Raw genomic sequence first — 26,546 nt, forward strand, 5'->3', positions numbered from 1 at the left:
CCCGGCCTCGCCTTTTCTGCCGCGCGCTTAGCTGGTCTGCCAGGCCACGACCACGGGGTGATCGTGGTCGACCGGACCGACTTTCGCGGCGCCGCCGGGAGAACCGATTCCGTTCTCGGCGGTGAACCACTCAGCGTTCACAGCGGTGAACTGCTTCCAGTTGTCCGGCAGGTCGTCCTCGTAGAAGATCGCCTCGACAGGACAGGCCGGCTCGCAGGCGCCACAATCGACGCACTCGTCCGGGTGGATGTAGAGAGTCCGAGGACCCTCGTATATACAGTCGACCGGACACTCCTCGACACAGGCCTTGTCCTTAACGTCGATACACGGTTCTGCGATGACGTACGTCACGTCACTTACCCCCTCGTGGCTGCTGAAGACGCCCGGAATAGTACCGCACTCAGCGTTGTCAATCAGATCGCGCCTCGAAGTCCGGGTAGACTTCCCCGCGATGGCGGCAGTTGCGCAACGCATCCGTTTCTCTTCCCCCGACGGCCTGCTGCTTGAGGGCCGACTGACGGCCCCGGTCAACCCGCGCGGCGGAGCCATTCTCTGCCATCCTCATCCCCAATTCGGCGGCTCCATGTCCTCGGTTCTGATTCCGGCCATTCAGCGCGCGCTCGATGCCGCCGGCTGGGCCTGCCTGAGGTTCAACTTCCGGGGCGTAGGCGACAGTCAGGGCACTTACGACGGCGGCGTCGGCGAAAGCTTGGACGCCGCGGCCGCCCTGGATCGGATCGCGATCGAGGCGGAAGGGCTCCCACTTGCGGTCGCCGGCTGGTCTTTTGGTTCGCTGGTCGGTCTGGCCGCCGCGGTCGCCGACTCTCGCGTTCGGGCGTATGCCGCGGTCGCACCTCCGGTTTCCCTGAACGTCGATGTCGGTCCCCCAGCACCGTCGGAGAATCAACTTCGGGCTTTCTCGGGCCGCGTCTACGCCGTCTGCGGGACTTTGGACGGGTTCGCCGGACCCGATGATGTTCGCGCCTGGGCGTGCCGGATCTCTCCTTCAGCGCGGGTTGAGGTCTTCGAGGGAGCCGACCACTTCTTCACCAATTCCCGCCACGAGCTGGCGACGGCGGTCGCCGCGCACATCGCCGGATGATGCGCTACCAATCCGCGGGAATCGTGACGCCGTCCGACGTCGGGCAGCGGGTCACCATTCGTCGGCGGTTGCCCGACGGACACCTCGGAGACGTGGTCGGCGTGCTGGAGCGATTCGACCCTGAAGGGATGGCCGTTCGCACCCGGGCCGGCGTCTTGGTCGAGTTCGCGGCGGAAGACGTGACAGCCGCGCGTGTAATTCCTCCGACCCCGCCCCGTTCAAGATAGGGCTGCTTCACGCGCTTCCGGCCCACTAGGATGGCCGGAATGGTCGCCGTATACGACACACTCGCCCGTGCCGTTCTCCCCCTCGAGACGGTCGCCGGGCGCGCGCTCACGATGTACTCGTGCGGACCTACGGTGTACCGCTACGCCCACATCGGCAACCTGCGCACGTTCCTGGCGGCCGACATCGTGCGGCGCTCGCTCGAGTACTCAGGCGTCGAGGTCCACCAAGTTATGAACATCACCGACGTCGGACACATGACCGACGAGCTGTTCGACCGCGGCGAAGACAAGATGCTCTTGGCCGCAGGCCTGGAGAACAAGCCCCCCGAAGAGATCGCGGCGCACTACACCAAGGCGTTCCTCGCCGACATGGCCGCGATCAACATCGCGCCTGCGCGCGCCTATCCGCGCGCCTCCGCGTACATCCCACAGATGATCGAGCTGATCGTGCGCCTGATCGAGCGAGGACACGCCTACGAGTGCGACGGAACCGTCTACTACGACGTTCGGTCGTTCCCCGACTACGGCCGCCTCTCAGGCAACACACTCGACAAACTCGTCTCCGGGCACCGCAAGGACATCGACGATCCGCGCAAGCGCTACCACGCGGACTTCGTGCTGTGGATGCACGCCGGACCCCAACGCGCGATCAGGTTCCCATCGCCGTGGGGCGAGGGATATCCCGGTTGGCACATCGAGTGCTCCGCGATGTCGATGGAGGCGTTCGGCGAAGAGTTCGATCTGCACACCGGCGGCGAGGACAACGTCTTCCCGCACCACGAAGACGAGATCGCTCAGTCTGAGGGCGTGACCGGTCACCGCGTCGTGCGCCGCTGGATGCACGGCGCGCACTTGCTGAGCGAAGGCCGCAAAATGGCCAAGAGCGCAGGGAACTTCTACGACTTGCGCGACCTCGCTGCGCGCGGCCACACCGACCCGCTCGCCGTGCGCCTGCTGTTCCTGCAGTCGCGGTATCGCGCGCAGATGAACTTCACCCTCGACGCGCTCGCCGGAGCCGAACGCACGCTGAACCGCTGGCGCAGGATCGCCGCCGAGTCCGCCGCTCAGCCCGCCGAACAAGCCGACACGACCAGCTACGAAAAGCGCTTCACCGACGCGCTCGCAAACGACCTCGACACACCCGCCGCGATCGCGCTCGTCGCCGAGGTCGTCTCCACGCCATCGCTTCCACCCCACGCCCGCGCGAGTTTGCTCGCCGGGTGGGACGCCGTCCTCGCCCTCGATCTCCTGCGCGACGCGCGCGCCGGGGTGGAAATCCCCGCCGAGGTGCAGGAAATGGTCGAGCAACGCGAGCGCGCGCGCGATGCAAAGGACTATGCCGCCGCCGACGCCCTGCGCACCGAGATCAGCGCGCGCGGCTTCGACGTCGAAGACGCGCCTGAGGGCCCAAAGGTGCGCGCGCGCTAGCCCCCGTTTACGGCTTCAGGATCACCTTCATGGCTTCGCGCGACTCGAACATCTCGTAGCCCTTCAAAGCTTCTTCCAGCGGCAGGGTGTGCGTGATGATGACGGTCGGGTCGACGATGCCTTGTTCGACCAGCTCGAGAGCGCGGCTCCAGTGCGCTTGCACGTGCGCGGTGCCGCCCATCACGATGGTGATTCCGCGGCGCCAGATCTCGCCGATCGGGAAGTCGTATTCCAGCTCGGAGTACACGCCGATCACGCCGACGGTTCCGCCCGCGCGCACCGCGTTCAGCGCCGTGGTAAACGCGGGCGTCGCACCGACGCATTCGATCACGATGTCGGCTCCCCGGTCCTGGGTCGCGCGCTGAATCTCGACCACCGGGTTGACCTTCGACATGTCGACCGGCACGCCGCCGAGGGACTCGGCAAGCGCCAGTCGGTCCGGCGCCTGGTCCACGACCAAGATCTGCGCGGGGTTGTAAGTCTTGGCGATCATCAGCGTCAGTAGCCCGACGGGGCCGGCGCCGGTGATCGCGACGGTGTCGCCCTCGGAGATGTTCGAGCGCGCGCAAATGTACGCGGCGGTCGTGAGGATGTCGCCGGCGAACACCGCCTGCTCGTCGGTGAGCGACGGATCGACCGCATGCAGGTTCCAGTCTGCGACCGGAACGCGCACCTTCTCGGCCTGTGCGCCGTCGAGGTCGCCGGTGAACATGCCGTAGCCGAGCACCCAGAGCTGCTCGCAGTTGCCGAACGATCCGCGTTGACAGAACCAACAGGTTCCGCACACGATCAGGAACGAGCCGACGACGCGGTCGCCGACCTTGAACTTCTTCACATCGGGTCCGACGGACTCAACGATGCCGACGAACTCGTGGCCGACAACGCTGCCCGGGCGCATACCCGGAATACGACCGTGCAGCAGGTGCAAGTCCGACCCGCAGATCGGCGCCGTCGTCACGCGGATAATCGCGTCGCCGGGATCCTGGATGACCGGGTCCGGGTAGTCCCCAACCGACAACTGCCCGACATCCTCGAACTTGACTGCGCGCATTTAGGCCCTCCGTTCTGATGGCAACGACCGGACGACCGCCGGCCGAGAAACTCCGTTTCCTTGACTTCGTGTTCGCATTTCATACAGGCGCACAGCGGCCCAGATGGCCGCAACGCCGAGCGCGGCCGGCGCGGCAGCGCCGGAGAAGACCTTCACGGTGACCGAAGGCGCGACGGCGGATCCGCGACTTCTGCGTTTCTTGGAGGAGCGGCGTAGCGCAAACAACAGCGCACCACCACCGGTTCCCGCGAGAATCCCCACCGCCTGCTTGCCGAACTTCGCGGTCGGAGGGAGGCGGCCCTCCAGTTCGGTCAGTTTCGCGTCGAGACCCGCGCGGATCGACTCGATCTCTCTCAGCGTGTCAGACGTCCGCGAGCCCATCGCGCATCCTCCTTCACCTTGTCCAACGCGGCGCTGGACTCCTTTCCACCCGAGCGCACCAGTTTCACACCGAAGAAGACCGCAGCGCCCGCGATTGCGAGCAGCGCCAGTCCCAGGACGAAGAACCCGAACGCGGCCGAGCCCGGCAGCCACAACGCGAGCGCAACGAGAACGAACAACAGGCCCGGAACCACGGCCAGGGCGGCGCCGCCGATCAACCCGGCGCCTTTCAGCCGCTCACTCAGCGTTTCGGTCAGCCCGATGCGAAGCAACTCAAGCTCTTTGCGCACCAACTTGAGCGCGTCGTCGATCGACCCCGCGACAAGTTCGGCCGTGCTCTTCTCCGAGAGGTTTCTCATCCGCACTCCCCATCCGGACGAACGTCGGCTCACGCTATCGTGTTTCCGCCCGGTTTGAGAAGCCGGGTCCGGCCTCACCGGATCGCGCACACCAACGCGATGACGACGAACCCGTCCCCGCGAGTGCTTGCCTCCGCGTAGAATCGCGAAGAAGTGACGATGGAGGACCGATGCCGAAGCTCGATTTCGCTTTCCTCGCCGATGCCGCTGAAGCCGAGCCCGGGCGTAAGTTCCACGTCCTCGGGGGCGGCATCGACTCGATCGCCGCGCCGGCGTTCCCGGTGGTGCACCCGCTCATCGCGCTGGTTCTGCGCCTGCTGGTCCACCCCGCGGAAGCCGACCGAGAGCATCATCTCGAAATCCGGATGATGGATTCCGACGGCGGGGAACTGGCAAACCTCGAGGGAAGCTTCAGTGCGACCGGACAAGCCGCACCCGGCCGCGAGATTCCGCTGAACCTCGTAGTCAACCTGGTAAACACGCGCTTCGAACTTCAGGGCGATTATTCGATCGAGATCCTGATCAACAGCCAGCACATGAAGAGCCTGCCGTTGAGACTGCACGTCGCGCCGGGACCGGCCGACGGTTCGGTCAACTAGCCCACTTCCGGAGGCAGGGCGAACCGCACGTCCTCTTCCACGACCCGCACCTCTTCAACGTCATCCACGCCGCGCGCGCGGAAGAACCCGATAACACGCTCAACGAGCCACTCGGGCGCCGACGCGCCGGAGGTGATCCCGACGACGCGCGCGTCCTCGAGCCACGCCTCGTCGATTTCAGTCTCATCGTCCACGAGGTAGGCGCGCGCCCCACGCGCGGCGGCCACCTCGCGCAAGCGGTTGGAATTGGACGAGTTGTTCGATCCGATCACCAGCACGACGTCGGCCTGCTCGGCCAGAACCTTCACCGCGGTCTGGCGATTCTGAGTCGCGTAGCAGATGTCCTCGCGCACCGGACCACGAATCGACGGGAAACGCTCGCGCAGCCGCTCGATCACGCCGGCGGTCTCATCCACCGACAACGTGGTCTGCGACAAGTACGCGACGCGGTCGTCCGAGGGCAAAGACAGCCGATCCACCTCATCGGGTGAACCGATCAGCGTGATCGAAGCCGGTGCCTCCCCCATGGTCCCGACGACCTCTTCGTGGCCCTCGTGTCCGATCAGAACGACGTGATAGGCGTCACCGGCAAACTTCTTCGCTTCGTTGTGCACCTTGGTCACCAACGGACACGTCGCATCGATTACGCGCAGCCCGCGTGCCCTTCCTTGCTCGTAGACCTCGGGAGCAACTCCATGCGCGGACAGGATTACAGTCGCACCAGTCGGAACCTCATCGAGTTCATCTACGAACAGCGCGCCCTTGGCCTCAAGGGCGCGCACCACGTGGAGGTTGTGCACGATCTGCTTTCGGACATAGATCGAAGCGCCGAACTTGCGGAGCGCGCGCTCGACGGTCTCAACCGCGCGATCTACCCCGGCGCAGTACCCACGGGGAGCGGCAAGAAGAACCTTCTCGACGGAAGCCACCAGGACATCGTACCGACCGGGATCGGCCGTCGCCGGACATCCCTCGCGACGCGCTACGGGCGCGGGGTGGCGGCGTCGGTTGACGAACGGCGGGCGCGCGCCCGCCGCCGGGCGGTCAGGGAAACCGCGCCTTGAGTCTCACCCAAATGCCGCCGCAAGAAGTCCAGCACCGCGCGGTTGACCACCTTCGGGTACTCGATGAGAGTTGTATGCGTACCCTCGGGGACGACGCACAACTCGGCCACCGGAATACGCGACGCCATCACATGCCCGACCCACGGCGGCGTGAAGTTGTCCTTCTCCCCCACGACCACCAGCGTTGGAACATCGATGTGACGCAGCAAGTCCTCAGCGCTGTGCGCGTGCGCCGCCTCTGCCATCTTCACAACCACCAGTGGGTCCAGCGACGCCAGATGGTCGTAGTAGGGCTTCATGTCTTCCTCTTTCGTCGCCGGCCCGAGCGCCCGAACCGCCAAAGCGATCGGATGCACGATCGGCGACCGCAGCAACGCTCGCCACACAGGCCCAAGCCCTGGCGTGTGCGATATCGCGAACGAAATCAGCGGGAACAACTCCGACGACAGACGAGTGTTGTAGAAGGAATCCAGCGGCGCCCCAAACGGACCCGCCACCGACACGATGGCGCGCACCCGATCAGGCATCAGCCGGTATGCCTCCAGCGCAACCTGCGTCCCCATCGAGTGGCCCAACACGACGACCTCGGAGATCCCCTCACGGTCGAGGATCTCGCGCAGGTCGTCGGCGTATAGCTCGACGGCGAAATCATCCGCCGTGTAGTTGCGCGTTCGAAAGCCGGGGGCCGTCGGCATGCCCGACGCCCCACTGCCCCGGTAGTTCCAGACCAGGACGCTGTAATGACGCTGGAGCGACGGGACGAGGTACTTCCAGAAGTTATCCGGACAGACGAGCCCCGCGCAGAGAACTACGACGGGGCTCTTCTGTCCTTTGATTGTGTACGCAACGTGGGCACCGTCGGACGTGACGACGCAGCGGTCTTTCGGAAACAGCGTCCCGTCCTCGGTCCCCCGCAGATACATTCCCGCTACTCGGCCGCCAGCGCGCGCGAGACGACGAGACGCTGAATCTCGCTCGTGCCCTCGAACAGCGTGAAGATCTTCGCGTCGCGGTGCCACTTCTCGACCGGGAAGTCCTTGCAGAATCCGTATCCGCCGAGGATCTGGATCGCTTGGTCGGTCACTTTGACGGCCACCTCGCCGGCCTTGAGCTTCGACATCGAACCCTCGGCGTGGACGAACTGCTGGCCGGTGCGCCCCATCCAGGCGGCTCGGTGCACCAGCAAGCGCGCAGCCTCGGTCTCCATGACCATGTCGGCAAGCTGGAATGCGATGCCCTGGTGCTCAATGATCGGGCGGCCGAAGGTGACGCGCTCCTTGGCGTAATCGCGAGCGAACTCCCACGCCGCGCGCGCGATACCGACTGCCTGAGCCCCGACCGACGGGCGGGTGGCCTCAAACGTCGCCAGGGCGCCGGACTTGCCGGACTTCTGTCCCGAACGCGCGCGCTCGAGCTTCGCCTGTAGCTTCTCCTCGCCGCCGAGCAAGTTCTCGCCCGGCACCCACACGTCCTCGAGGATGACCTCGGAGGTGTGCGAAGCGCGGATGCCCATCTTCTTTTCTTTCTTGCCCATCGACAGTCCCGGCGTGTCGGGGCCGACGACGAACGTCGCCTGACCGCGGTGTCCGAGCGCGGGATCAACCGTCGCAACGACAACGTGGACGTCGGCGATTCCACCGTTGGTGATGAAGTTCTTGGTGCCGTTGAGTAGCCAGCCGTCGCGCTCGCGCTTGGCGGTCGTGCGAAGCTGCGACACGTCGCTACCGGCGTTCGGCTCGGTCACGCAGAACGCACCAAGCTTGGGGTCCTCGGGCGTGCCGAACATCATCGGCGCCCACTTCTGAATGGCGTTCCAGTCGCCGCTCGCCGCAACCGCGGCCATCGGCAGGCCCGTGGCGAAGATGCTGAGGCCGATGCCGGCGCAGCCCCAAGCTGCCTCCTCGAGCGCGATCGGCATCATCAGGCCGCTCTCGTCCTGGCCCGTCTGCATGTAGAAGTCAAAGGTGTAGATCCCGACCTCGGCGGCCTTCTTTACAATCGGCCAGGGGAATTCCTCGGTCTCGTCATACTCGGCCGCAGCCGGACGGATCTCCTTCTCAGAGAACTCGTGAATCCAGTTCTTGAACTCTTTCTGCTCGGAGTTCAACCCGAAGTCAGGCATCAATTCCCCCGCGTTGGTCTGGTCCGCGTCGCGCGAACAGGTTACTTGACGGTAACTTACCATCCGGTAATCTAGGGCGGCGCACGCGGTTCGTCAAGTGCGCGCCCACGAGGAAAGGGACAGCCCTGGCCACGCGAAGGCTCACCGCCGAAGCCCGGCGGGCGCAGCTCCTCGCGGTCGCGCGCGAGGTGTTCGGCGAGGACGGATACCACGGCGCCGGAATGGAGAAGATCGCCCAGCGCGCGGGCGTCACCAAGCCCGTCCTGTACCAGCATTTCGTCGGGAAAAAGGAGCTCTACTGCGCACTGCTTGACTCCGACATGGCTCGGCTGCTGGTCCAGGTTTCCGACGCGATTGCCGGTGCAGCCGGTCACGTGCGCATCCAGCGCGGACTGGCGGCCTACTTCAAATTCATCGAGGACAACGTCGATTCCTTCCGCCTTCTGTTCCGCGAGACGATGGGCGCAGACCCCGATTTCCGCGAGGCCATCGATCACTTCCACGATGCGGCCGCAGGAGCAATCGGTGCCATCATTGTCGAGGAGACCGGCAAGCCGTTGGAGGAGTCCGAACTGCTTGCCCGTAGCGTCATGGGCATGGCTGAGGCAGCCTCAACGTGGTGGATCGACCGCAAACAGCAAGTCGGCAGAGACGAGTTAGTCAAGGACTTGACCGAACTGGCGTGGCGAGGCCTCTCGGGCCTGCCGCGCCGCAAGGAGGGCGAGCGTGGGTAAGGGCGGATACCAGCAGCGGCGAATTCGCGAGCAGCGGCAGCAGGAGAAGACGCAACGCAAACAGCGCAGACGCAGGCGTCGGTTGCTGACGTGGTTACTCTCGGTCGTCGTGCTCGGACTCATCGGCGGCGGCACGCTGTTCCTGGTGCGTGGCTCCGGAGAGCCGAAGGCATCCTCGTCGCAGAGTCCGTCGCCATCCGCATCGTCGTCCGCGTGCACCAGTCCCGGTCCCGACACGATCGGCAAGAAGACCTTCGCCCTGCCTCCGTGCGAGATAATCAATCCGGAACACACGTACATCGCGCACATGCAGACGTCGATGGGCCCGATCAACCTGCGCTTGGACCCACGACTGGCGCCCAAGACGGTCAACAACGTGGTCTTCCTCGCCCAGCAGGGCTACTACGACGGAACGATCTTCCATCGAGTACAGAAGGAATCAGACTTCGCCATCGTGCAGGGCGGGGACCCGAATGGCGACGGCTCCGGCGGACCCGGGTACCAATACGGCGGAGAGACACCGTCGCCGATCACCAAGTACAAGCGCGGATTCATCGCCATGGCGAACTCCGGCTCGCCCGATTCCAACGGCAGCCAGTTCTTCATCGTGGTGAAGGACTGGCCCTCGCTGCCGGCCAACTACACGTTCTTCGGAGCCGTAGACGCCACAGACAAGGCCAGCTTCGGGACACTCGACAAGATGATTGAGACGAAGGGCGAGCCGATTGGAAACGGACTCGGCCTGCGACCCGACCCGCCGATCACCCTGATCAAGGTAACAATCGAGGACGCCGGAAAGGCCTAGATTCAGCTACTCGCTGCGACCGACCGAGAAGTACCGAGCCTCGGGGTGGTGCACGATGATGGCGCTTGTCGACTGCTCGGGATCGAGTTGGAATTCCTCGCTCAAGCGCACGCCGATCCGCTCCGGCTGCAGCAAAGTGAAGACGTGCTTCTGGTCCTCCAGATTCGGACATGCCGGATAGCCGAAGGAGTACCGTGAACCGCGGTATCCCTGCCCGAACAGACTCTCTGGATCTGAAGCGTCGGCATCCGCAATCCCGAGTTCGCGGCGAATGCGCTGATGCCACAGCTCCGCGAGTGCCTCGGCCATTTCCACTCCGAACCCATGCAGGAAGAAGTACTCCTGGTAGCGGTCGGAGGAGAACAACTCCTGCGCCAACTCCCCGATGCGGGATCCCGCGGTGACCAGGTGCACTGCGAGCACGTCCGTCTGATCCGATCCCACCGGACGGAAGAAGTCCGCGATGCAAAGCCGGCGATCGCGCTCCTGGCGCGGGAACGAGAACCGAACGATCTCCTGCGTGCTCCCGGGCTCGTACACGATGAGGTCGTTCCCGTCGGACTGTGCGGGGAAGTACCCGTAGACCACGGCCGGCTGCAAGATCTCTTCGACGGCAGACCGTAACAGCAAGTCGCGCAGCACAGGTTCGGCGTTATCGGCGAGGAAACGCTCGAAGTCCTCGGGCGACTGCTCGCGCGCGCGCTTGAATTCCCACCGCCCTCGGAACAACGAGGTTCGGTTCAGCATCGCCGCGATGTCGGCGAGCGGGATCCCCTTGACCACGCGGCTTCCCCAGAAAGGCGGCGCGGGGATCGAAACGTCGGTCGCGACATCGGATCTCGTCGCGGCCGCGGGGGCGGCGGGGACCGAGGATGCGCGCGCTACCCGCTTGGTTTTGGGGGCCGCGTCAACGACCTTCTCACCGCGTTTCTCGGCCATCATCTCGTCCATCGTGCGCAAACCGGCGAACGCGTCGCGGCCGTAGAAGACCTTCCCATTGTAGAGACGACGCAGATCGTCCTCGACGTAGGAGCGCGTCAGCGCAGCGCCGCCGAGAATCACCGAGTAACCGTGCAAGCCCCTGCGGTTCAATTCCTCAAGGTCCTCGCGCATGACGGCCGTGGACTTCACGAGCAAGCCCGACAGCCCAATGGCGTCGGCCTTCTCGCGCGCCGCCGCCTCGATGATCGAGGAAATCGGCTGCTTGATGCCCAAGTTCACCACGGTATAACCGTTGTTGGTCAAGATGATGTCCACCAGGTTCTTGCCGATGTCGTGGACGTCACCGCGCACCGTCGCAAGAACGAGGGTCCCCTTGGTTTCGCCTTCGGCCTTCTCCATGTGAGGCTCAAGACACGCCACCGCCGCCTTCATGGTCTCCGCCGACTGCAAGACGAACGGCAACTGCATTTGACCCGAGGCGAATAGCTCCCCGACCGTCCGCATCCCCTCCAGCAGGAACCGGTTCACGATGTCCAGCGGGGCGTAGGAAGCGAGTGCCTCCCGGATGTCGCCATCGAGACCGTCGCGATTACCGTCCACGATCCTGCGAGGCAGCCTTTCCTCCAGCGGAAGATCCCCAAGAACCGGACCCGCGGATGCGTGGGCGGCATCCACGCCTTCGAACAAGCGGATGAACTCCTGCAGCGGATCCACTCCGTCGCTGCGACGATCGTAGATGAGATCGAGGGCGGCGTTTAGACGCTCGGGCTCGATCCGGTTTAGCGGCAGGATCTGCGCCGCATGCACGATTGCCATATCCAGCCCGCGCTCAACGGCCTCATGTAGGAACACCGAGTTGAGCACTTGGCGCGCGGCCGGCGACAGTCCAAAAGAGACGTTGGATACGCCCAGACTCACAAAGGACGACGGGAACTCACTTCGCAAGGCTGCGACCGCATCGAGCGTTTCGACGGCAGCATGCCGCGCTTCCTCCAGCCCGGTCGAGATCGGCAGGACAATGGGATCAAAGATGATGTCGTGAGGCTCGAGTCCGTACTCGCCGACCGCCAAAACGAAGATCTTTCGGCTGATCTCAACCTTGCGCGCGGCGGTGGTCGCCTGGCCGACCTCGTCAATCGCGAGGGCAACAACGGCTGCCCCGAACTTGACTGCGTTTCGAAGATTGCACGCAATTCGCGATTCCGGACCGCTGCCTTCCTCTAGATTGACCGAGTTTATGACCGGCCGACCACCGATCAACTTCAGCCCCGCCTCGATCACAGCCGGCTCAGTTGAATCGAGGAAGATCGGCGAAGTCGCTTGCCCGCGCAATCGCGAGACCACCTCGGTCATGTCCGCGACACCGTCTCGACCCGTGAAATCGACGCTCACGTCGATCGCGTGCGCACCCTGGCGCACCTGGTCCCGGGCCACTACCACGGCACCATCCCAGTCGGAACCGTCCACGAGATCCTTGAACCGGCGCGAACCCTGAGCGTTGCACCGCTCCCCGACAACAAAGACAGACGTCTGCTGCCGGAAGGGTTGCGCAACGTACAGCGACGCGCACGACGGCTCGAACAACCGGGCGCGCGGCCGAGGTGCTTGCCCGCCTAATGCGTCGGCGAGTGCACGGATGTGCTCCGGAGTCGTCCCGCAGCACCCGCCGGCGATGTTCGTTCCGAACTCCTCAACGAACACTCGGTGATGGGCCAGCAGATCCTGCGGCGTCAGGCTGTAGAAAGGCAGCCCGTCTCGCATCTCAGGCAGCCCGGCATTGGGCTGCACGCTGACGTACTTGCGAGAGTTCTCGCACAGGTATCGCACGTGCTCCGTCATCTCGACGGGCCCCGTCGCGCAGTTGACCCCGACCACATCGACGAAGCGATACGGCTCGAACGTCGCAAGCGCAGCGCCGATCTCTGAGCCGAGCAGCATCTGCCCCGTGCTCTCGATCGTTACCTGCACCATTACCGGAACCGTGCGCCCTTGGGTGCCGAAGGCCGCCGAAACGCCGGCGAGCGCCGCCTTCACCTGAAGCAGGTCATACGCGGTCTCGATGAGGATCGCGTCGACTCCGCCGTCCAGAAGTCCGCATGACTGGATCTCGTACGAGTGCTCAAGTTCGTCGAACCCGATCTGCTCAAGGCTCGGCGCCTTTGTTCCCGGACCTATTGAACCGACCACGAAGCGGGGGCGATCGGTGAAGGACGCAGCGGCCTCACGAGCGAGCTGCGCCGCGCGCAGGTTCAGCTCATGCACACGGTCGGCCATTCCGTGCTCAGCCTGTGCGACGAGGTTAGCGCCGAACGTGTTGGTCTCGACGCAATCGGCACCCGCCGCAAGGTAATCCGCGTGAATCTCCTTGACGACGTCGGGACGAGAAAGGGTCAGGACCTCGGAGTTGCCTTCCTGTCCCCAGAACCCGTCCAGACCCAGATCGCGGATCTGGATCTGCGTCCCCATGGCCCCGTCGAAAACAAGAACGCGCTCGGCCAGCGCGTCAAGAAAGATGCTCATGCGCCGCATCCTACCGGCGCCGCATCTGCTTAGATCGGGAGATTCTCCTCGGGGATCTCTGCCAGCATCGGGCAGTCACGGTCTCGGTCCGAGACGACCGGCTCGACTTCGAAAGGCCATGTGATCTCAAGCGCCGGATCGTCGTAGTAGATCCCTAGTTCATCAGTGCCGTCGAAGTACTGGTCCACCATGTACAGCAACGTGGCGTCGGTGATCGCATAGAAGCCGTGCGCAACGCCCGGAGGGATGTAGATGCCGCGTCCCTCCCCTTCCTGCAGTTCGAAGAACTCCGACTTCTCGGCGGTCTTGGATGCGGCCCGGTGGTCGTAAAGCGCAACGAACACGCTGCCCGAAGTGACATACCAGTAGTCCGCCTGAAACAGGTGGTAGTGCATTCCTCGAAGGACGCCTGCACGAGAGAGCGACAGGTTCATCTGCTTCATCTCGCGGCTGCCCGGAATCCACTCGTGGCGGTAGACCTCCGCGAACTTGCCGCGATCGTCGTCGGCCGGCTTGGGGAACACGTAGTGGACGCCCTGAATGACGTCGGACTTCTTTATGACTGCAAACTCGTTCTCTTCCACGGGCACGGAAGTGTATCGGAGCGGGCGGAAGCCTGCACCGCGGGGAGCCGTCAGGTGCCGGTCGCGCCCCACCGCCGTGTTAGTTTTCCTCGCATGACCGCACCCGAGACAAGGATTCTCGTCGAGAACCTGGGGTCTATTCCCGCCGGGCGGATCCTGGTGGCAGGCTTCGGCCCGGAGGCTGCCGAGGCATTCATCGAGCGCGGCGACATCGTCGAGGTATTCCACCTGAACCTGCGCGCGCATCGTGCGTGCTCGGTGCGGGGCGTTCCGTCAACATTCGCCCCGTGGGCGCCGGGGCCGCCCGGCTACGCGGCCGCCGCGATTCTATTGCCGAAGGAAACCGAGCGACTGCGGATGCTGCTGTCGATGGCCGCGGGACTGGTGTCCCCCGGCGGGGTCGTTCTTGTCGCAGGCCACAACGACGCCGGGATCCGATCGGCCCCCCGACACATTGGCGATCTGATTGGACCCACCGACGTCGTGGACTTCCGCCACCATTGCAGATTGTTGAGTGCGGTTGTAGCCAAACCCGGTGAGCCGTCATCCCTGGACGCTTGGCGCACTACCTGGTCCACGGAAGCTCGGGGACGCAGGTTCACCGCCGTGGGGTACCCGGGAGTGTTCGCATCCGGCCGCCTTGATGCGGGATCCGCGCTGCTGCTCGAGAACCTCCTGATCCGCCCTGAGGCGCGCGCGCTCGACGTCGGGTGTGGCTCCGGCATCGTCGGCGCGCATCTGCGGGCCGGAGGATGTCTGCACGTCGATTGCGTGGACGTCGACGCGCTTGCCCTAGAGTCGACCCGACAGACCACGCTGGCAAACGGCCTCGACGGGATCAACGTCTTCGCGTCCGACGTCTACTCCGATGCCGGCAGCGACTACGACCTCATCGTGAGCAATCCACCGTTCCACGCGGGAGTGAGGACGGCTTCGGAAGCCGCGGTCCGACTGATCCGCGAAGCTCCCGATCGGTTGCATCGCCGGGGCGAACTATGGATCGTCGCCAACCGCTTCCTCGACTACGCGCGTCACCTGAACGAGGTCTTCCCAACCCCCGAAGTAATCGCCGAGGACACCCGTTACCGCGTCTGGCGCGCGCCCCGCCCCTGATAGGCAACTGCCTCAGATCCCGCCTAAGAACCCGGTGAAAACCAAAAAAGGCGCCAAAGGCGCCTGTTTTGAGGCTTGTGCCAACAACTACATAGCGAGGACAAGAGCGGGTTCCCGTTTCATGGGAGTATCAAGTACTCCTTAGAAAGGAGGTGATCCAGCCGCACCTTCCGGTACGGCTACCTTGTTACGACTTCGTCCCAATCGCGAACCCCACGCTCGACGGCTCCTTCCCTTGCGGGTTAGGCCACCGGCTTCACGTGTTGCCCACTTTCAGGACGTGACGGGCGGTGTGTACAAGGCCCGGGAACGTATTCACCGCAGCATGCTGATCTGCGATTACTAGCGACTCCAACTTCACGAGGTCGAATTGCAGACCTCGATCCGAACTACGACAGGCTTTTTCCGATTAGCTCCGCCTTGCGACTTTGCAGCGGTTTGTACCTGCCATTGTAGCGCGTGTGCAGCCCAGGATGTAAGGGCCATGAGGACTTGACGTCATCCACTCCTTCCTCCGGCTTCTCGCCGGCAGTCTCTCCTGAGTCCCCGGCATTACCCGCTGGCAACAGAAGACATGGGTTGCGCTCGTTGCGGGACTTAACCCAACACCTCACGGCACGAGCTGACGACAGCCATGCAGCACCTGTGCTGGTTCCCGACTCAACGGGTCGATCCCCTTTCGGGTCACTACTGCCAGCATGTCAAACCCTGGTAAGGTTCTTCGCTTTGCATCGAATTGAGCCACGCGCTCCGCCGCTTGTGCGGGCCCCCGTCAATTCCTTTGAGTTTTAACCTTGCGGTCGTACTCCCCAGGCGGGGTGCTTAATGCGTTAGCTGCGGCACGGAGGAACATACGTCCCCCACACCTAGCACCCACCGTTTACGGCTAGGACTACCCGGGTATCTAATCCGGTTCGCTCCCCTAGCTTTCGCGCCTCAGCGTCAGGATCGGCCCAGCAAGTCGCCTTCGCCACCGGCGTTCCTAGCGATATCTGCGCATTTCACCGCTACACCGCTAGTTCCACTTACCTCTACCGTCCTCAAGCCAACGCAGTATCAGACGCACGTCCACGGTTGAGCCGTGAGCTTTCACGCCTGACTTACGTAGCCGCCTACGCGCCCTTTACGCCCAGTGAATCCGGACAACGCTCGCCCCCTACGTATCACCGCGGCTGCTGGCACGTAGTTAGCCGGGGCTTCCTCGTCGGGTACCGTCACCGGGTTATGCACCCGGCTTCTTTCCCAACAACAGAGGTTTACAACCCGAAGGCCTTCGTCCCTCACGCGGCGTCGCTGGATCAGGGTTTCCCCCATTGTCCAATATTCCCTACTGCTGCCTCCCGTAGGAGTCCGGGCCGTATCTCAGTCCCGGTGTGGCTGTTCGCGCTCTCACGCCAGCTACCCGTCGTCGCCTTGGTGGGCCGTTACCCCGCCAACAAGCTGATAGGCCGTGAGCCCCTCTCGGAGCGCCGGAACATTTGCCGACCAGAGGATGTCCTCCAGCCGGATCATCGGGTATTAGCGCTGGTTTCCCAACGTTATCCCCGTCTCCAAGGCAGGTTGCTCACGTGTTACTCACCCGTTCGCCGCTCCGTACCGAGGAAGCAAGCTTCCCCGGCCGATCGCTCGACTTGCATGTATTAGGCACGCCGCCAGCGTTCGTCCTGAGCCAGGATCAAACCCTCCATAGAAATTCAATCCGAAGCCGAAGCTCCGGTTTGGATTCATGGTTAGGAATTGCTTGGGTTCCCGCTCTCTTTACAAGCGTATTTCACAACCCCTCCGAAGAGAGGCTGCGCGTTCGGCTGTGTCCTCGCTATGCAGTTGTCAAGGCACAAGCACACCGGACCTGGACCCTTCCGGGTCGTAGATACCGGTTGGTTTCTGCCATCCGGTTGGACAGCAGGGAGTTAGTATATCCCTCGTTCGCCGAAAGGCAACCGGCACATCTCAACGGCCGGCCGAGGAAGTCTATAAGGGGGGATTGCTCATGCCCAAAGTGGGCGACCGCGTGATCATCGAAGGCACGAAGATCGGGAACCCGCGGAGGGAAGGCTCGCTAATCGGGGTCGTCGGCCCGCTCATCAACGTGCGCTGGTCGGACGGCACCACGTCCCTGTTCAAGCCGGGGGCCGGCGCCGTGAGGTTCGAGCCCAAGACCGGCAAGCCGAAGGTCGCACCGGCGGCGAAGACCGCAACCACAGGCAAGGCCGTGAAGTCCGCGAAGCCGGCGGCGAAGACCACTGCGACGCGGACAGCGGTCAAACCCGCCAAAGCAGCGAAGACGGCAACAAAGTCCGCAAAACCGGCCACGAAGAAGCCGGCGAAGTCATCAGTGAAGTCGGTGAAGCAACCCACGAAGAAGCCGGCGAAGAAAGCCACCAAGAAGCGCTAGGACGCTGGCGGGAACCGGATCACGCGAACCTCGGCCGCATCCGCGGCCTCGGTAGTCAGCGCACTTACGTCGAGCACGCGCTCAGCGCGTTCGACGTCAAACAGCCTTGCCCGGGTAGCCGGGCTCTTGGGCTCAAACAACACGCAGGCTTCCTGGCACGGAGCACTGGAAACATCGAAGGTTCCGAGCCTTTGCGCCTCGGCGATGATCTCGATCTTGTCCATGCCGACCAGCGGCCGCAAGACGGGAAGCCGCGAGGCGGCTTCGACCACCGAGAGATTCTCCAGCGTCTGGCTCGCGACCTGCCCGAGAGAATCCCCGGTCACCAGCGCGGCCGCCCCGTCCCGCACGGCCAGCTCCGAGGCAATCCTCACCATCATGCGTCGGTACAGCACGGTACGAAGGGCCTCGGGGCACTCAGTGGCAATCTGCTGCTGCGCCGGCGCCAGCGGCGCCAGATACAAGTTCGAGTCGTACTGGTACCGCGTGAGAATCCCTGCGATCTCCAGCGCATTGCGCACGCTCGATGCGTCGGTGAACGGTTGCGAGTGGAAATGCACGAACATGCACCGCGCACCCCGCCGCATTAAGCGCGCGGCGGCCACAGGAGAATCAATGCCGGCGCTCAGCAACACAGCGACGCGCCCGGAGACCCCTACCGGCAAGCCACCCGGACCGCTCGAGCGGTCGGCGTAGATCAGGACGAGATCCCCGACGATCTCGACGCGGCAGGTGCGGTCGGGATTGGACAGATTCACGCGTCCGCCAACGTTTTCGAGCAGCCACGCGCCCAGCTTCTCGTTAATCTCGCGCGCGCTCATTGGGAACGTTGAGTGCGCCGCGCGCGCGCGCACGGCGAACGTTTCGAAGGGCGCGGCGCGCATTGCGTCGGCGGCGAGTTCACAAATCGCGTCGAAGTCCACGATGCCTCCGCGCGCAAGCGCGTAGTTGGCGATCCCGAACACGCGCCCGACACGATCGGCGACGGCAGCGGGATCAACGCCCTCGGGTATCGGCACGAGAATGCGACCCGGCAACCGTTTCGGGTGCAAGTCGTGAAGATCCGACGTCGCCCGGCGAAGGTTCGTGACGAGCGCGCGTTCGAATACCGAGCGGTTGCGGCCCTTGAGGCCGATCTCGTGATAGTGGACGATCAGGTTCCGGCGAGCAGGTAGCGACATCGCCAAAACGCTAGATGGCGCAGGCTCTGGTGTCCACACGGGTCGTCCGGCCGTCCGACAGGCGGAGCGCGCGCGCAACCTCGGTTTCGGCCAAAGCGTAGGACTCCTCCTGGTTTTGCGCGGATGCGGCGAAAATCATCCCACGCAAGCGCCCTCGCCGGTCGATGAAGGGTCCACCGGAGTTCCCCTGGCGCACGCGGGCTCGAAGAACGTAGATCTCGCGCTGGACCAGGCCCTCTCCGTAGATGTCGCGTCCGACCGCCTCGGTGCGCGCGCGAACGCGCGCGACGGAGATCCGTCGGTCCCCTCCTCCCGGGTACCCGATGGCCGCCCCGTCGGTCCCCCGCGGCGCCGCACGACGAATGAATTCCATGCGTCGTGAGTTGAGCTTGGGAACCCACAGAACCGCGATGTCGCGTTTCGAGTCCAAATACACGACGCGCGCCGGGAAACTGCGCCCTCCCCCGTCACTCGGCTCGAGAACCCTTGTATTGCGAGTCCCGGCCACAACGTGGGCTGCGGTAATCACAGTGTGCGCCTTTACCGAGAACCCGCTGCCGTCAACGCGTCCGCCGCACCCGTCGCTTTCGATCTTGTACGTAATACGGGCGGCGGCAAGCACCTCGCGATCCCGCGCCAGCGAAGCAGGTGCCGGTGCCACCCCCGGAGCAAGCGAGGGGTTGAGTTGAGCGAAGACCTCCGGGAAACCGGTCCGCCCGAGGAAGTTCCCAATACCTGCGAGGATGTCCGGCGGGTGCGGCATCAACGCATACTCCGCCCGCAAGATCGCCGATTTCCTGAGTGCAGAGGCAAGTTCGGGCACACGCTTGGCCGGGACGCTCAGGAACCACACCGACGTCAGCGCCAGCGTACCGGCTACGACCGAGCCCAGGATCGCGTCGACCCGACGAACCCGTGCATGCGTGATGCGACGCGTGATCTTGCTTCCGGCATAGGCGATGATCGCCTCGACGATGAAGGCAATCCCCAGAAAAGCGGCAAGGGCCGCGACTGCCCGAGACATCGGCGTCCTGGGATCGATGGCGCGAACGATAGGAGTTGTCGCTGCCCCTCCGACGACCAGGCCGAGAAGAAACCCTCCCCAGGAGAAGAACTGCATAACGACCCCGCGGCGATAGCCGCCCATCAGCGCAAGGCCGGAGGCCCCGATGATGAGCAAGTCGACCCAGTTCAAGCGTCTACTCGGATGCGGCCGGCTCCGGGCGGCCCGGCTGCAACTCGGGGTAGTGCGAGCGCTTCGGCACCATCACCTTGCGGCGGAAATACAGCACTTCCACGCCGTCTTGGTTGTACCCGCGGGTCTCGACAGAGACGATTCCGCGATCCGGTTTCGACCCCGATTCCTTCTTGTCCAGCACCGTGGTCTGCGCGTAGAGAGTGTCGCCGTGAAAGACCGGAGCAGTGTGTTTGAGCGATTCGACTTCGAGGTTGGCTATGGCGCGTCCGGAGACGTCCGGGACGCTCATCCCGAGCGCAAGCGAGTAGACGAGGTTGCCGACGACCACGTTCTTCTTGAAGTGCGTCTGCGTCTCGGCGTAATGGACGTTGGTGTGCAGCGGGTGGTGGTTCATCGTGATCATGCAGAACAGATGGTCGTCGTACTCGGTGATGGTCTTTCCCGGCCAATGCTTGTAGACGTCGCCGATCTCGAATTCCTCAAAGAACCGGCCGAACTCGCGCGCCTCGCCCATCTGGTGATCCTCCCGTTGCAGCTCGAACTCGATGAAGCGTACAACCCCTGCGCGAACCCGGCCCGCTCGGACGCGCTAGATCTTGTACTTCTGCAGCAGGCTCTTGGCGATTACGATCTTTTGGATCTCGCTGGTCCCCTCGCCGATCACGAAGAACGGCGCGTCGCGATACAGGCGCTCGACCGTGTACTCCTTGGAGTACCCGTAACCGCCGTGGACCCGCAACGCTTCCATCGCGACCTCGACGCACATCTCCGACGCGAACAACTTCGCCATTCCCGCCTCGAGGTCGGCGCGCTTGCCTTCATCCTTGATCGCGGCCGCTTGCAGCATCAACAAGCGCGCGGCTTCAATCTTGGTCGCCATCTCGGAGAGCTTGAACTGGATGGCCTGGTGCTGGGCGATCGGCTTGCCGAAAGCCTCGCGCTCCTGGGCGTACTTGATCGACTCCTCGAAGGCCCGCTGCGCAACCCCGAGCGCGCGCGCCGCAACGTTGACGCGACCGACCTCGATCGCCGCCATGTTCTGGATGAACCCCTGGCCCTCTTCGCCACCGAGCAAGTTCGCCGCGGGCACGCGGCAGTCGTCAAACGCGAGTTCGGTCGTCTCGACGCCCTTGTAGCCGAGTTTCTCAATGTTCTTGCCGACGATCACACCGCCGGAGCGCTCCGCACCCGGCTCCTTCTCCACGATGAACAGCGACATCCCCTTAAAGGGCGGGTCGGTGATGGCGGTCTTGACCAGCGTGATGCAGATGCCCGCGCGCAGGCCGTTGGTCGCCCACATCTTCTGGCCGTTGATCACGTAATCGTCGCCGTCACGCACGGCGCGCGTGCGAATCGCCTGGACGTCCGAGCCCGCGTGCGGCTCACTCATCAGCAGCGCCGCGCGCGGGTTCCCCGTCGCCATCGGGGGGAGGAACCGCTGCTTCTGGTCCGCGGTGCCAAAGGTCTTGATCAGCCATGTGGCCATCGAGTGCGTGTTCAGCACGCCCGAGAGGCTCATCCACCCGCGCGCGAGTTCGACGACGGTAAGCGCGTAGGTCGTGAGCGGCATGCCAAGGCCGCCGTACTCCTCGGGCGTCATCATCCCGAAAAGGCCCATCTCTTTCATCTGCTCGACGATCCGGTCCGGGAACTCGTCCCGATGCTCCATCTCGTCCGCGACCGGGATCACCTCGCGCTCGACGAACTCGCGCACGGTGTCCAAGATCATCTTCTGGTCTTCGGTCAACTCGAAGAGAGACATAGGACTCCCCTTACCCGACGTTCAGGAAGTCGTCGACGCCCTTTGCACGAGTCATCCCGGCCGCCTCGCCGCGCGCGGCGACTTGCTCGGCCATCTTGCGGCTCGCCTCGTCGATCATCTCCTTGCCGAACATGACCGCGCCCTTGCGCTCGACTTCGGTGGCGTGCTTGTAGTGCTCCAGGATCGCCTCAGCCTTGTCGTACTCATCCTGCGTCGGCGTGAAGACTTCGTTCAGGATCGCGACTTGGTCGGGGTGCAGCGCCCACTTGCCGTCGTAACCGAGCGCGCGCGCGCGCATCGCGGCCTCGCGGAATCCGTCGAGGTCGCGGATGAGCAGGTACGGCCCGTCGATCGACTGCAGGTTGTTCGCCCGCGCCGCGACGTTGATGTGGGTGAGCACGTAGTGCCAGTGGTCGAGGTTGCCGTACCCGGGAATCGGGGCGCCGGCGGTGACGGTGGGAAGACCGAGCGACGCGCTCATGTCGGCCGGACCAAGGATCAGGTCCTCCATGCGGTCGGACGCGGCGGCGATCGCCTGGATGTTCTGAAGGCCGATGGCGGTCTCGATCTGAACTTCGAGCCCGAGGCGCTTGTTCAGCCCGACGGTGTCCTCGATCATCCGCAACAGGTTGGCGACGAACACGACATCGGACGGGTACTCGACCTTGGGGATCATCAATCCGTCGATCAGGTGGCCGGCTTCTTCGACGAGGGTAATGACATCGCGGTAGCACCACTTGGTGTAGACACCGTTGATCCGCACGATCTTGGTCGGCGCGACGAACTCATTGTTCTTCAGTGCTTCGATGATGTTTCCGCGCGCGGCTTCCTTTTCAAGCGGCGCGACGGAGTCCTCAAGGTCGAAGAAGACCTCATCTGCGGGAAGTCCGGCCGCCTTGGCCAGGAACTTCGGGCTGGAGCCGGGGACGGACAAACAAGAACGTCGTGCTCTCACGGGGTCTCCTCCTGGATCGCTTGAGTCGGAGAAGTATTGCCCGGCTCGGAGAGCCCCGCAACCGGCTCGCTAAGTCACGGGGCTGCCGGCGGCCTTCGGGCGCTGGCCCCACACCTCTCGCAGCTCCCCGATGAGCCCGTCGGCGTTCAACGACCGTGAGAGCGCGCTGCCGCCCGCGATGCGTGAGCCGTCCAGACGCCAGTTCCCCTCGAAGTGAGCCGCGAGGCTCCAGACCTCCCGCAATCCGTCTTCCCATCCGTACTCCAACCTGCCGAGCAAGACGATGTGCGTGTCGCCCTCGTTGAAACCCCCCGACAGGTTCTCACTAGGAGGTATCCCAGGCTCCTCGTCGTAACGCTTTGACGCCGGTCCGAAGACGGTGATCGTCAGAGGTCCCTTCGGCAGGTCCCCCAGGTACGTGTGGAGGATCGTCAAGCGCACATCGGTGAACTGCCGGGAGGTCACGTCGTCCGAGCCGTCCCAGTAATCGCCGTCCACGGAATTCCAGCGCGGCTCGTCTACCTTCTCGATGCGCGCGCGCGCGACGGCGTCCGCCTTCCATACAAGCTGGTCCCAGTTCTTCGCTGTGCTGTACGAGTACTCCACTCCACCGCGAGCCAAGGTCTGAATGGCCCGCTGAACACCCCAGCCGAGAACACCCATCAGCAACACGACGCCGACGAATACTCCCGCCACCCGCGGGATGTGCCGATCGGATCCTGTGGTCATGGCAACCCCCTACTGGACGCGTCTCACGTCATCCTGACAGACGGGGGCACATCTCGGCCCAAGAACGCGCAAGCCACACATAGCCATCTCCCAGACCTCTGGATAGGATCGCTCTGGAGGTCGCGATGGGATCGAAGCGGAAGGCCGGATGGTCGGAGTACATGGCCGGCGAATCCGCCGCGCGCCGGCGCTTCGAAGAGCTGGTCGCCGACGCGATCGACGCGCTGCCCGAAGAGATCAGCGCTGCGATGTCCAACGTTGCGGTGGTCGTGGAGGACGGCGGCGCGCCCAAGGACACGCTCGGCCTCTACCAGGGAATTCCCCAGCCCGACCGCGACGCCGGCTACACCGGAGCACTCCCCGACGTCATCACGATCTACCGGCGGCCGATCGAGGCGCGCGCGCGAACGCCGGAAGAACTTGCCGACGAAGTGCGCACGACCGTCTTCCACGAAGTCGCGCACCACTTCGGAATCGACGATGAACGACTGCGTGAACTCGGCTGGGACTGAGCCTCAGCTCCGCAGAATGAACGGAGTTGTGCTCTCAAGCCTCGGGCGCGCAACACGGCTGTGCACGGCCGCACCCTCGACGGCGCGAGCGATGGCGGGCATCACCCGGGGGTCGAACACCGACGGAATGATGTTCTCCTCGTCGAGTTCGGCGTCCGAGACGATGGAAGCGAGCGCGCGCCCGGCGTCGATCTCCATCTCGGGCACGATGCCGCGCGCGCGACAGTTCAGCAGGCCGCGGAAGAACCCGGGGAAGACCAACACGTTGTTGATCTGGTTCGGGTAATCGCTGCGTCCGGTTGCCACGATGCGAACGTTCTCGGGCACTTCCTCCGGCATGATCTCGGGGGTCGGGTTCGCAAGCGCGAACACGATCGCGTCCGAGGTCATCCCCGCGAGCCAGTCCGCCTTGACGAGTCCCGGGCCGCTCACTCCGACGAAGGCGTCGGCACCGCGCAACGCGTCCTCAAGAGATCCCTTCAGGCCGCTTCGATTCGTGTGCTCGGCGATCCAGCGCTTCGCATCGTTCATATGCTCGGTTCGCTCGCGATGAACGATGCCGGATCGGTCGACGCCGATCACGTCGCCGACGCCCACTTCGATCAGCAGGCGCGCGCAGGCGACGCCCGCCGCGCCCATCCCCAAGAACACGATCCGCATGTCCTCAAGACGCTTGCCCACCACGCGCGCGGCGTTGAGCATCGCCGCGAGCGTCACCACGGCCGTGCCGTGCTGGTCGTCGTGGAACACCGGGATGTCCAGCTCTTCGCGAAGGCGTCGCTCGATCTCGAAGCACTCAGGCGCAGCGATGTCCTCTAGGTTTATCCCGCCGAAGCCGGGGGCAATCGCCTTTCCGACCGCGACCACCTCGTCCACCGTGCGCGCGTTCGCGCAGATCGGGTATGCGTCGATATCGGCGAACTCCTTGAAGAGCATCGCCTTGCCCTCCATCACCGGCATCGCCGCCTCCGGACCGATGTCGCCGAGCCCGAGCACAGCAGTCCCGTTGGTGAGAACGGCGACTGAGTTCCGCTTGATCGTCAGTTCCCACACGCGTTCACGGTCGTCGGCGATAGCCAAAGACACGCGGCCGACCCCCGGCGTGTACGCCATCGAAAGATCGTCGCGCGTCTTCAGTGGGTACTTCGGCACCACCGAGATCTTGCCTCCGTCGTGCATCGCGAAGGTGCGGTCGGTGATCGCCCGCACCTCGGCTCCGTGAACTCGCTGCGCCGCGCGCACGATCTGATGCCCGTGTGCCTCGTCTCGGCACTTGACGTTCAGGTCGCGCACGACTTCCTTCCCTCGGTGTTCCACGAGGTCCAGGGCGCCCAAATCCCCGCCGGCTCGCCCGATCGCCGAAGTCAGGCGGCCGAGCGTTCCGGGAACGTTTTGGAGCGTGACGCGAATCGTTAGGGTGTATCCCGCAGAAGGCGTGAGCTGAGCCATAGACCTGCGGATTATAGTCCCGGGTATGCGCCGCGTCCGGGCGACCCTGATGGCCGCATTGCTCATCGCCCCGACGGGGGCGGTCGCGGCCGAGGATATGCGCGTCGAAACGCTTCGTCGGCTGAGCTTCCCCACGTCGCTGCAATTCACGGATTCGGGTGACATGTTGTTCGTCAACGAACGCGTCGGTCGGGTCCGGATCATCCGCCACGGCGCACTGCAAGCCGAACCCTTCGCGCGCATTGACACCACGACGGCCGGCGAGGGCGGACTGCTCGGACTGGCTCTGCACCCGAAGTTCCAAGACGGGGAGCCCTGGGTGTACGTGTTCTACACGCTGCCGGGAGGCAAGACCGACCGCGTCGAACGCCTTCGGTCGGACGGGCGCCGGGCAGTGGCTCGCGAAATCGTGATGGATCGATTGCCCTCGGGATCCCAATACCACCACGGCGGGATCCTGGCATTCGGGCCCGACGGGAAGTTGTATGTGAGCAACGGCGAGGCGCACGACCAGCGGCGCGCGCAAGACCCGCGCGCGCTCGGTGGCAAGGTGTACCGGATCAACGACGACGGCACGATTCCCGCAGACAACCCAATCGCCGGTTCCCCCACGTGGTCCTGGGGACATCGCAACTCCTTCGGGCTGGCCTTCGACCCGGAAACGGGCAACCTGTGGGAGAGCGAAAACGGGCCCGCGAGCAACGATGAGGTGAACCTGATCCGGCGCAAGGGGAACTACGGCTGGCCGGTCGTCAAGGGCCGCGCCGAGGACCGCCGGTTCATCAATCCGGTGATCGACTACACCAATATCGTCGTGCCGACCGGGATGGCCTTTGCCGGAGAAGCTTTCGGATCCTTCGCTGGAGACCTGTTCTTGGGAACCTACGGTGAACGCGCCATCCATCGGTTGCATCTGTCCGGGAACCGGAACTCGGTGACAAGGGACACCGTTGTGGCGCGCTTGGACGAAGGCGTCGTCGGAATGACCTGGGGGCCGGACGGTTTGTACTTCACCACCCCGTCGGGGTTGCAAGTGGTGCGCGCGCAGGGGGCGACGCCCTCCGCGCGCCCGACGCAGACCGCGTCGCCATCCCCGACACCGAGTTCGACTCCGGCGACCCCGCCGGCCGACGCCGACAACAACGCGGCCTTGCGCGCGCTCTTGGGGCTCGGCGTTTTGGCCGCATCCTGGTTGGCCGCGCGCGGCCTAGGAGACCGCTGATTTAGTCGCCAACTTCGGCGGTGTTTGGGTCCCGATGTGAGAACATCGCACCATGGCCAAGGGGAAGACTCCAACCCAGGTTCAGTTCGAGGACGCGGCCCGGCTCTTGGGC

General features: G+C 64.4%; 26 protein-coding genes and 1 rRNA gene. 10 read left to right on the forward strand and 17 right to left on the reverse strand.

The annotated features are described in order from the left end of the window. Positions 1-27: 27 nt before the first annotated feature. A complete protein-coding gene (gene fdxA, locus WDA27_11750; GenBank protein MFA5891605.1) occupies positions 28-351 on the reverse strand; it encodes a ferredoxin in 324 nt (107 codons plus the stop codon). Positions 352-451: 100 nt separating this feature from the next. On the opposite strand from fdxA, the gene WDA27_11755 reads away from it, so the two are divergent. Genes WDA27_11755 through cysS form a run of 3 tightly spaced genes read left to right on the forward strand, consistent with a single transcriptional unit; the run spans position 452 to position 2,757 of the window. Then, positions 452-1,102: an alpha/beta fold hydrolase gene (locus WDA27_11755; GenBank protein MFA5891606.1), complete on the forward strand. Its 651-nt coding sequence runs from the start codon at positions 452-454 to the stop codon at positions 1,100-1,102. After that, complete coding sequence (locus WDA27_11760) at positions 1,099-1,329, forward strand: hypothetical protein (GenBank protein ID MFA5891607.1); 231 nt, start codon at positions 1,099-1,101, stop codon at positions 1,327-1,329. Before WDA27_11755 ends, WDA27_11760 begins: the two co-directional genes overlap by 4 nt. Before the next feature lie 39 nt (positions 1,330-1,368). Further along, positions 1,369-2,757, forward strand: a complete 1,389-nt coding sequence (gene cysS, locus WDA27_11765) for a cysteine--tRNA ligase (GenBank protein ID MFA5891608.1) — start codon at positions 1,369-1,371, stop codon at positions 2,755-2,757. Positions 2,758-2,764: 7 nt separating this feature from the next. Here cysS and WDA27_11770 read toward each other — a convergent pair whose 3' ends face one another. Genes WDA27_11770 through WDA27_11780 form a run of 3 tightly spaced genes read right to left on the reverse strand, consistent with a single transcriptional unit; the run spans position 2,765 to position 4,548 of the window. After that, positions 2,765-3,808 (reverse strand): alcohol dehydrogenase catalytic domain-containing protein, encoded by a 1,044-nt coding sequence (locus WDA27_11770; GenBank protein MFA5891609.1) that lies wholly within the window; start codon positions 3,806-3,808, stop codon positions 2,765-2,767. Beyond that, positions 3,809-4,189 carry a hypothetical protein gene (locus WDA27_11775; protein ID MFA5891610.1) on the reverse strand — a complete coding sequence of 127 codons (381 nt, stop codon included), beginning with the start codon at positions 4,187-4,189 and terminating at the stop codon, positions 3,809-3,811. It lies immediately after the preceding gene. Continuing rightward, on the reverse strand, positions 4,162-4,548 hold the full coding sequence (locus WDA27_11780; GenBank protein ID MFA5891611.1) for a phage holin family protein: 387 nt from the start codon (positions 4,546-4,548) through the stop codon (positions 4,162-4,164). Before WDA27_11780 ends, WDA27_11775 begins: the two co-directional genes overlap by 28 nt. Positions 4,549-4,718: 170 nt before the next feature. On the opposite strand from WDA27_11780, the gene WDA27_11785 reads away from it, so the two are divergent. Further along, positions 4,719-5,147, forward strand: a complete 429-nt coding sequence (locus tag WDA27_11785) for a hypothetical protein (protein MFA5891612.1) — start codon at positions 4,719-4,721, stop codon at positions 5,145-5,147. Here WDA27_11785 and WDA27_11790 read toward each other — a convergent pair. The 3 genes from WDA27_11790 to WDA27_11800 are packed head-to-tail and all read right to left on the reverse strand — an operon-like array spanning position 5,144 to position 8,333. Continuing rightward, positions 5,144-6,079 carry a 4-hydroxy-3-methylbut-2-enyl diphosphate reductase gene (locus WDA27_11790; protein ID MFA5891613.1) on the reverse strand — a complete coding sequence of 312 codons (936 nt, stop codon included), beginning with the start codon at positions 6,077-6,079 and terminating at the stop codon, positions 5,144-5,146. The genes WDA27_11785 and WDA27_11790 overlap by 4 nt on opposite strands. A 50-nt stretch (positions 6,080-6,129) precedes the next feature. Continuing rightward, the gene (locus tag WDA27_11795) at positions 6,130-7,134 is read right to left on the reverse strand and encodes an alpha/beta hydrolase (GenBank protein ID MFA5891614.1); all 1,005 of its coding nucleotides are present in this window, start codon (positions 7,132-7,134) and stop codon (positions 6,130-6,132) included. Between the two features lie 5 nt (positions 7,135-7,139). Continuing rightward, positions 7,140-8,333, reverse strand: coding sequence for an acyl-CoA dehydrogenase family protein (locus WDA27_11800; GenBank protein MFA5891615.1), 1,194 nt, complete (start codon positions 8,331-8,333; stop codon positions 7,140-7,142). Positions 8,334-8,458: 125 nt separating this feature from the next. Here WDA27_11800 and WDA27_11805 point away from each other — a divergent pair, with 125 nt between their 5' ends. After that, entirely contained in the window at positions 8,459-9,067 is a 609-nt protein-coding gene (locus WDA27_11805) for a TetR/AcrR family transcriptional regulator (GenBank protein ID MFA5891616.1), read from the forward strand. After that, positions 9,060-9,872 carry a peptidylprolyl isomerase gene (locus WDA27_11810; GenBank protein ID MFA5891617.1) on the forward strand — a complete coding sequence of 271 codons (813 nt, stop codon included), beginning with the start codon at positions 9,060-9,062 and terminating at the stop codon, positions 9,870-9,872. The genes WDA27_11805 and WDA27_11810 overlap by 8 nt, the downstream gene beginning before the upstream one ends. 6 nt (positions 9,873-9,878) lie before the next feature. On the opposite strand, the gene metH is transcribed toward WDA27_11810, so the two are convergent. Then, positions 9,879-13,334, reverse strand: a complete 3,456-nt coding sequence (gene metH / locus WDA27_11815) for a methionine synthase (protein ID MFA5891618.1) — start codon at positions 13,332-13,334, stop codon at positions 9,879-9,881. Between the two features lie 29 nt (positions 13,335-13,363). Further along, the gene (rfbC, locus tag WDA27_11820) at positions 13,364-13,918 is read right to left on the reverse strand and encodes a dTDP-4-dehydrorhamnose 3,5-epimerase (protein ID MFA5891619.1); all 555 of its coding nucleotides are present in this window, start codon (positions 13,916-13,918) and stop codon (positions 13,364-13,366) included. Positions 13,919-14,011: 93 nt separating this feature from the next. Between rfbC and WDA27_11825 the strand changes: the two genes are divergently transcribed. Beyond that, on the forward strand, positions 14,012-15,031 hold the full coding sequence (locus WDA27_11825) for a class I SAM-dependent methyltransferase (protein ID MFA5891620.1): 1,020 nt from the start codon (positions 14,012-14,014) through the stop codon (positions 15,029-15,031). A 145-nt stretch (positions 15,032-15,176) separates the two neighbouring features. Here the strand turns inward: WDA27_11825 and WDA27_11830 are convergent. After that, positions 15,177-16,722: ribosomal RNA gene (locus WDA27_11830) — 16S ribosomal RNA — on the reverse strand. Positions 16,723-17,021: 299 nt separating this feature from the next. On the opposite strand from WDA27_11830, the gene WDA27_11835 reads away from it, so the two are divergent. Further along, entirely contained in the window at positions 17,022-17,426 is a 405-nt protein-coding gene (locus WDA27_11835; GenBank protein MFA5891621.1) for a DUF1918 domain-containing protein, read from the forward strand. Here the strand turns inward: WDA27_11835 and thiI are convergent. The 6 genes from thiI to WDA27_11865 all read right to left on the reverse strand — a co-directional run bounded on the left by thiI (position 17,423) and on the right by WDA27_11865 (position 23,251). Then, positions 17,423-18,607 (reverse strand): tRNA uracil 4-sulfurtransferase ThiI, encoded by a 1,185-nt coding sequence (thiI, locus tag WDA27_11840; GenBank protein MFA5891622.1) that lies wholly within the window; start codon positions 18,605-18,607, stop codon positions 17,423-17,425. The two genes, WDA27_11835 and thiI, sit on opposite strands and share 4 nt — an antisense overlap. A 10-nt stretch (positions 18,608-18,617) precedes the next feature. Next, positions 18,618-19,802: a MarP family serine protease gene (locus tag WDA27_11845; protein MFA5891623.1), complete on the reverse strand. Its 1,185-nt coding sequence runs from the start codon at positions 19,800-19,802 to the stop codon at positions 18,618-18,620. Positions 19,803-19,806: 4 nt separating this feature from the next. Continuing rightward, positions 19,807-20,319, reverse strand: coding sequence for a MaoC family dehydratase (locus WDA27_11850; protein ID MFA5891624.1), 513 nt, complete (start codon positions 20,317-20,319; stop codon positions 19,807-19,809). Between the two features lie 75 nt (positions 20,320-20,394). Continuing rightward, on the reverse strand, positions 20,395-21,567 hold the full coding sequence (locus tag WDA27_11855) for an acyl-CoA dehydrogenase family protein (protein ID MFA5891625.1): 1,173 nt from the start codon (positions 21,565-21,567) through the stop codon (positions 20,395-20,397). A 10-nt stretch (positions 21,568-21,577) separates the two neighbouring features. Beyond that, the gene (locus WDA27_11860; protein ID MFA5891626.1) at positions 21,578-22,522 is read right to left on the reverse strand and encodes a CoA ester lyase; all 945 of its coding nucleotides are present in this window, start codon (positions 22,520-22,522) and stop codon (positions 21,578-21,580) included. A 69-nt stretch (positions 22,523-22,591) separates the two neighbouring features. Next, positions 22,592-23,251 carry a hypothetical protein gene (locus WDA27_11865; protein MFA5891627.1) on the reverse strand — a complete coding sequence of 220 codons (660 nt, stop codon included), beginning with the start codon at positions 23,249-23,251 and terminating at the stop codon, positions 22,592-22,594. Between the two features lie 125 nt (positions 23,252-23,376). On the opposite strand from WDA27_11865, the gene WDA27_11870 reads away from it, so the two are divergent. Then, complete coding sequence (locus WDA27_11870) at positions 23,377-23,763, forward strand: metallopeptidase family protein (GenBank protein ID MFA5891628.1); 387 nt, start codon at positions 23,377-23,379, stop codon at positions 23,761-23,763. A gap of 3 nt (positions 23,764-23,766) precedes the next feature. On the opposite strand, the gene WDA27_11875 is transcribed toward WDA27_11870, so the two are convergent. Continuing rightward, positions 23,767-25,212, reverse strand: coding sequence for an NAD-dependent malic enzyme (locus WDA27_11875; GenBank protein ID MFA5891629.1), 1,446 nt, complete (start codon positions 25,210-25,212; stop codon positions 23,767-23,769). Positions 25,213-25,237: 25 nt separating this feature from the next. Here WDA27_11875 and WDA27_11880 point away from each other — a divergent pair, with 25 nt between their 5' ends. After that, positions 25,238-26,434: a PQQ-dependent sugar dehydrogenase gene (locus tag WDA27_11880; protein MFA5891630.1), complete on the forward strand. Its 1,197-nt coding sequence runs from the start codon at positions 25,238-25,240 to the stop codon at positions 26,432-26,434. Positions 26,435-26,546 lie beyond the last annotated feature (112 nt).

Source organism: Actinomycetota bacterium, assembly GCA_041658565.1.
Lineage (GTDB): Bacteria > Actinomycetota > AC-67 > AC-67 > AC-67 > JBAZZY01.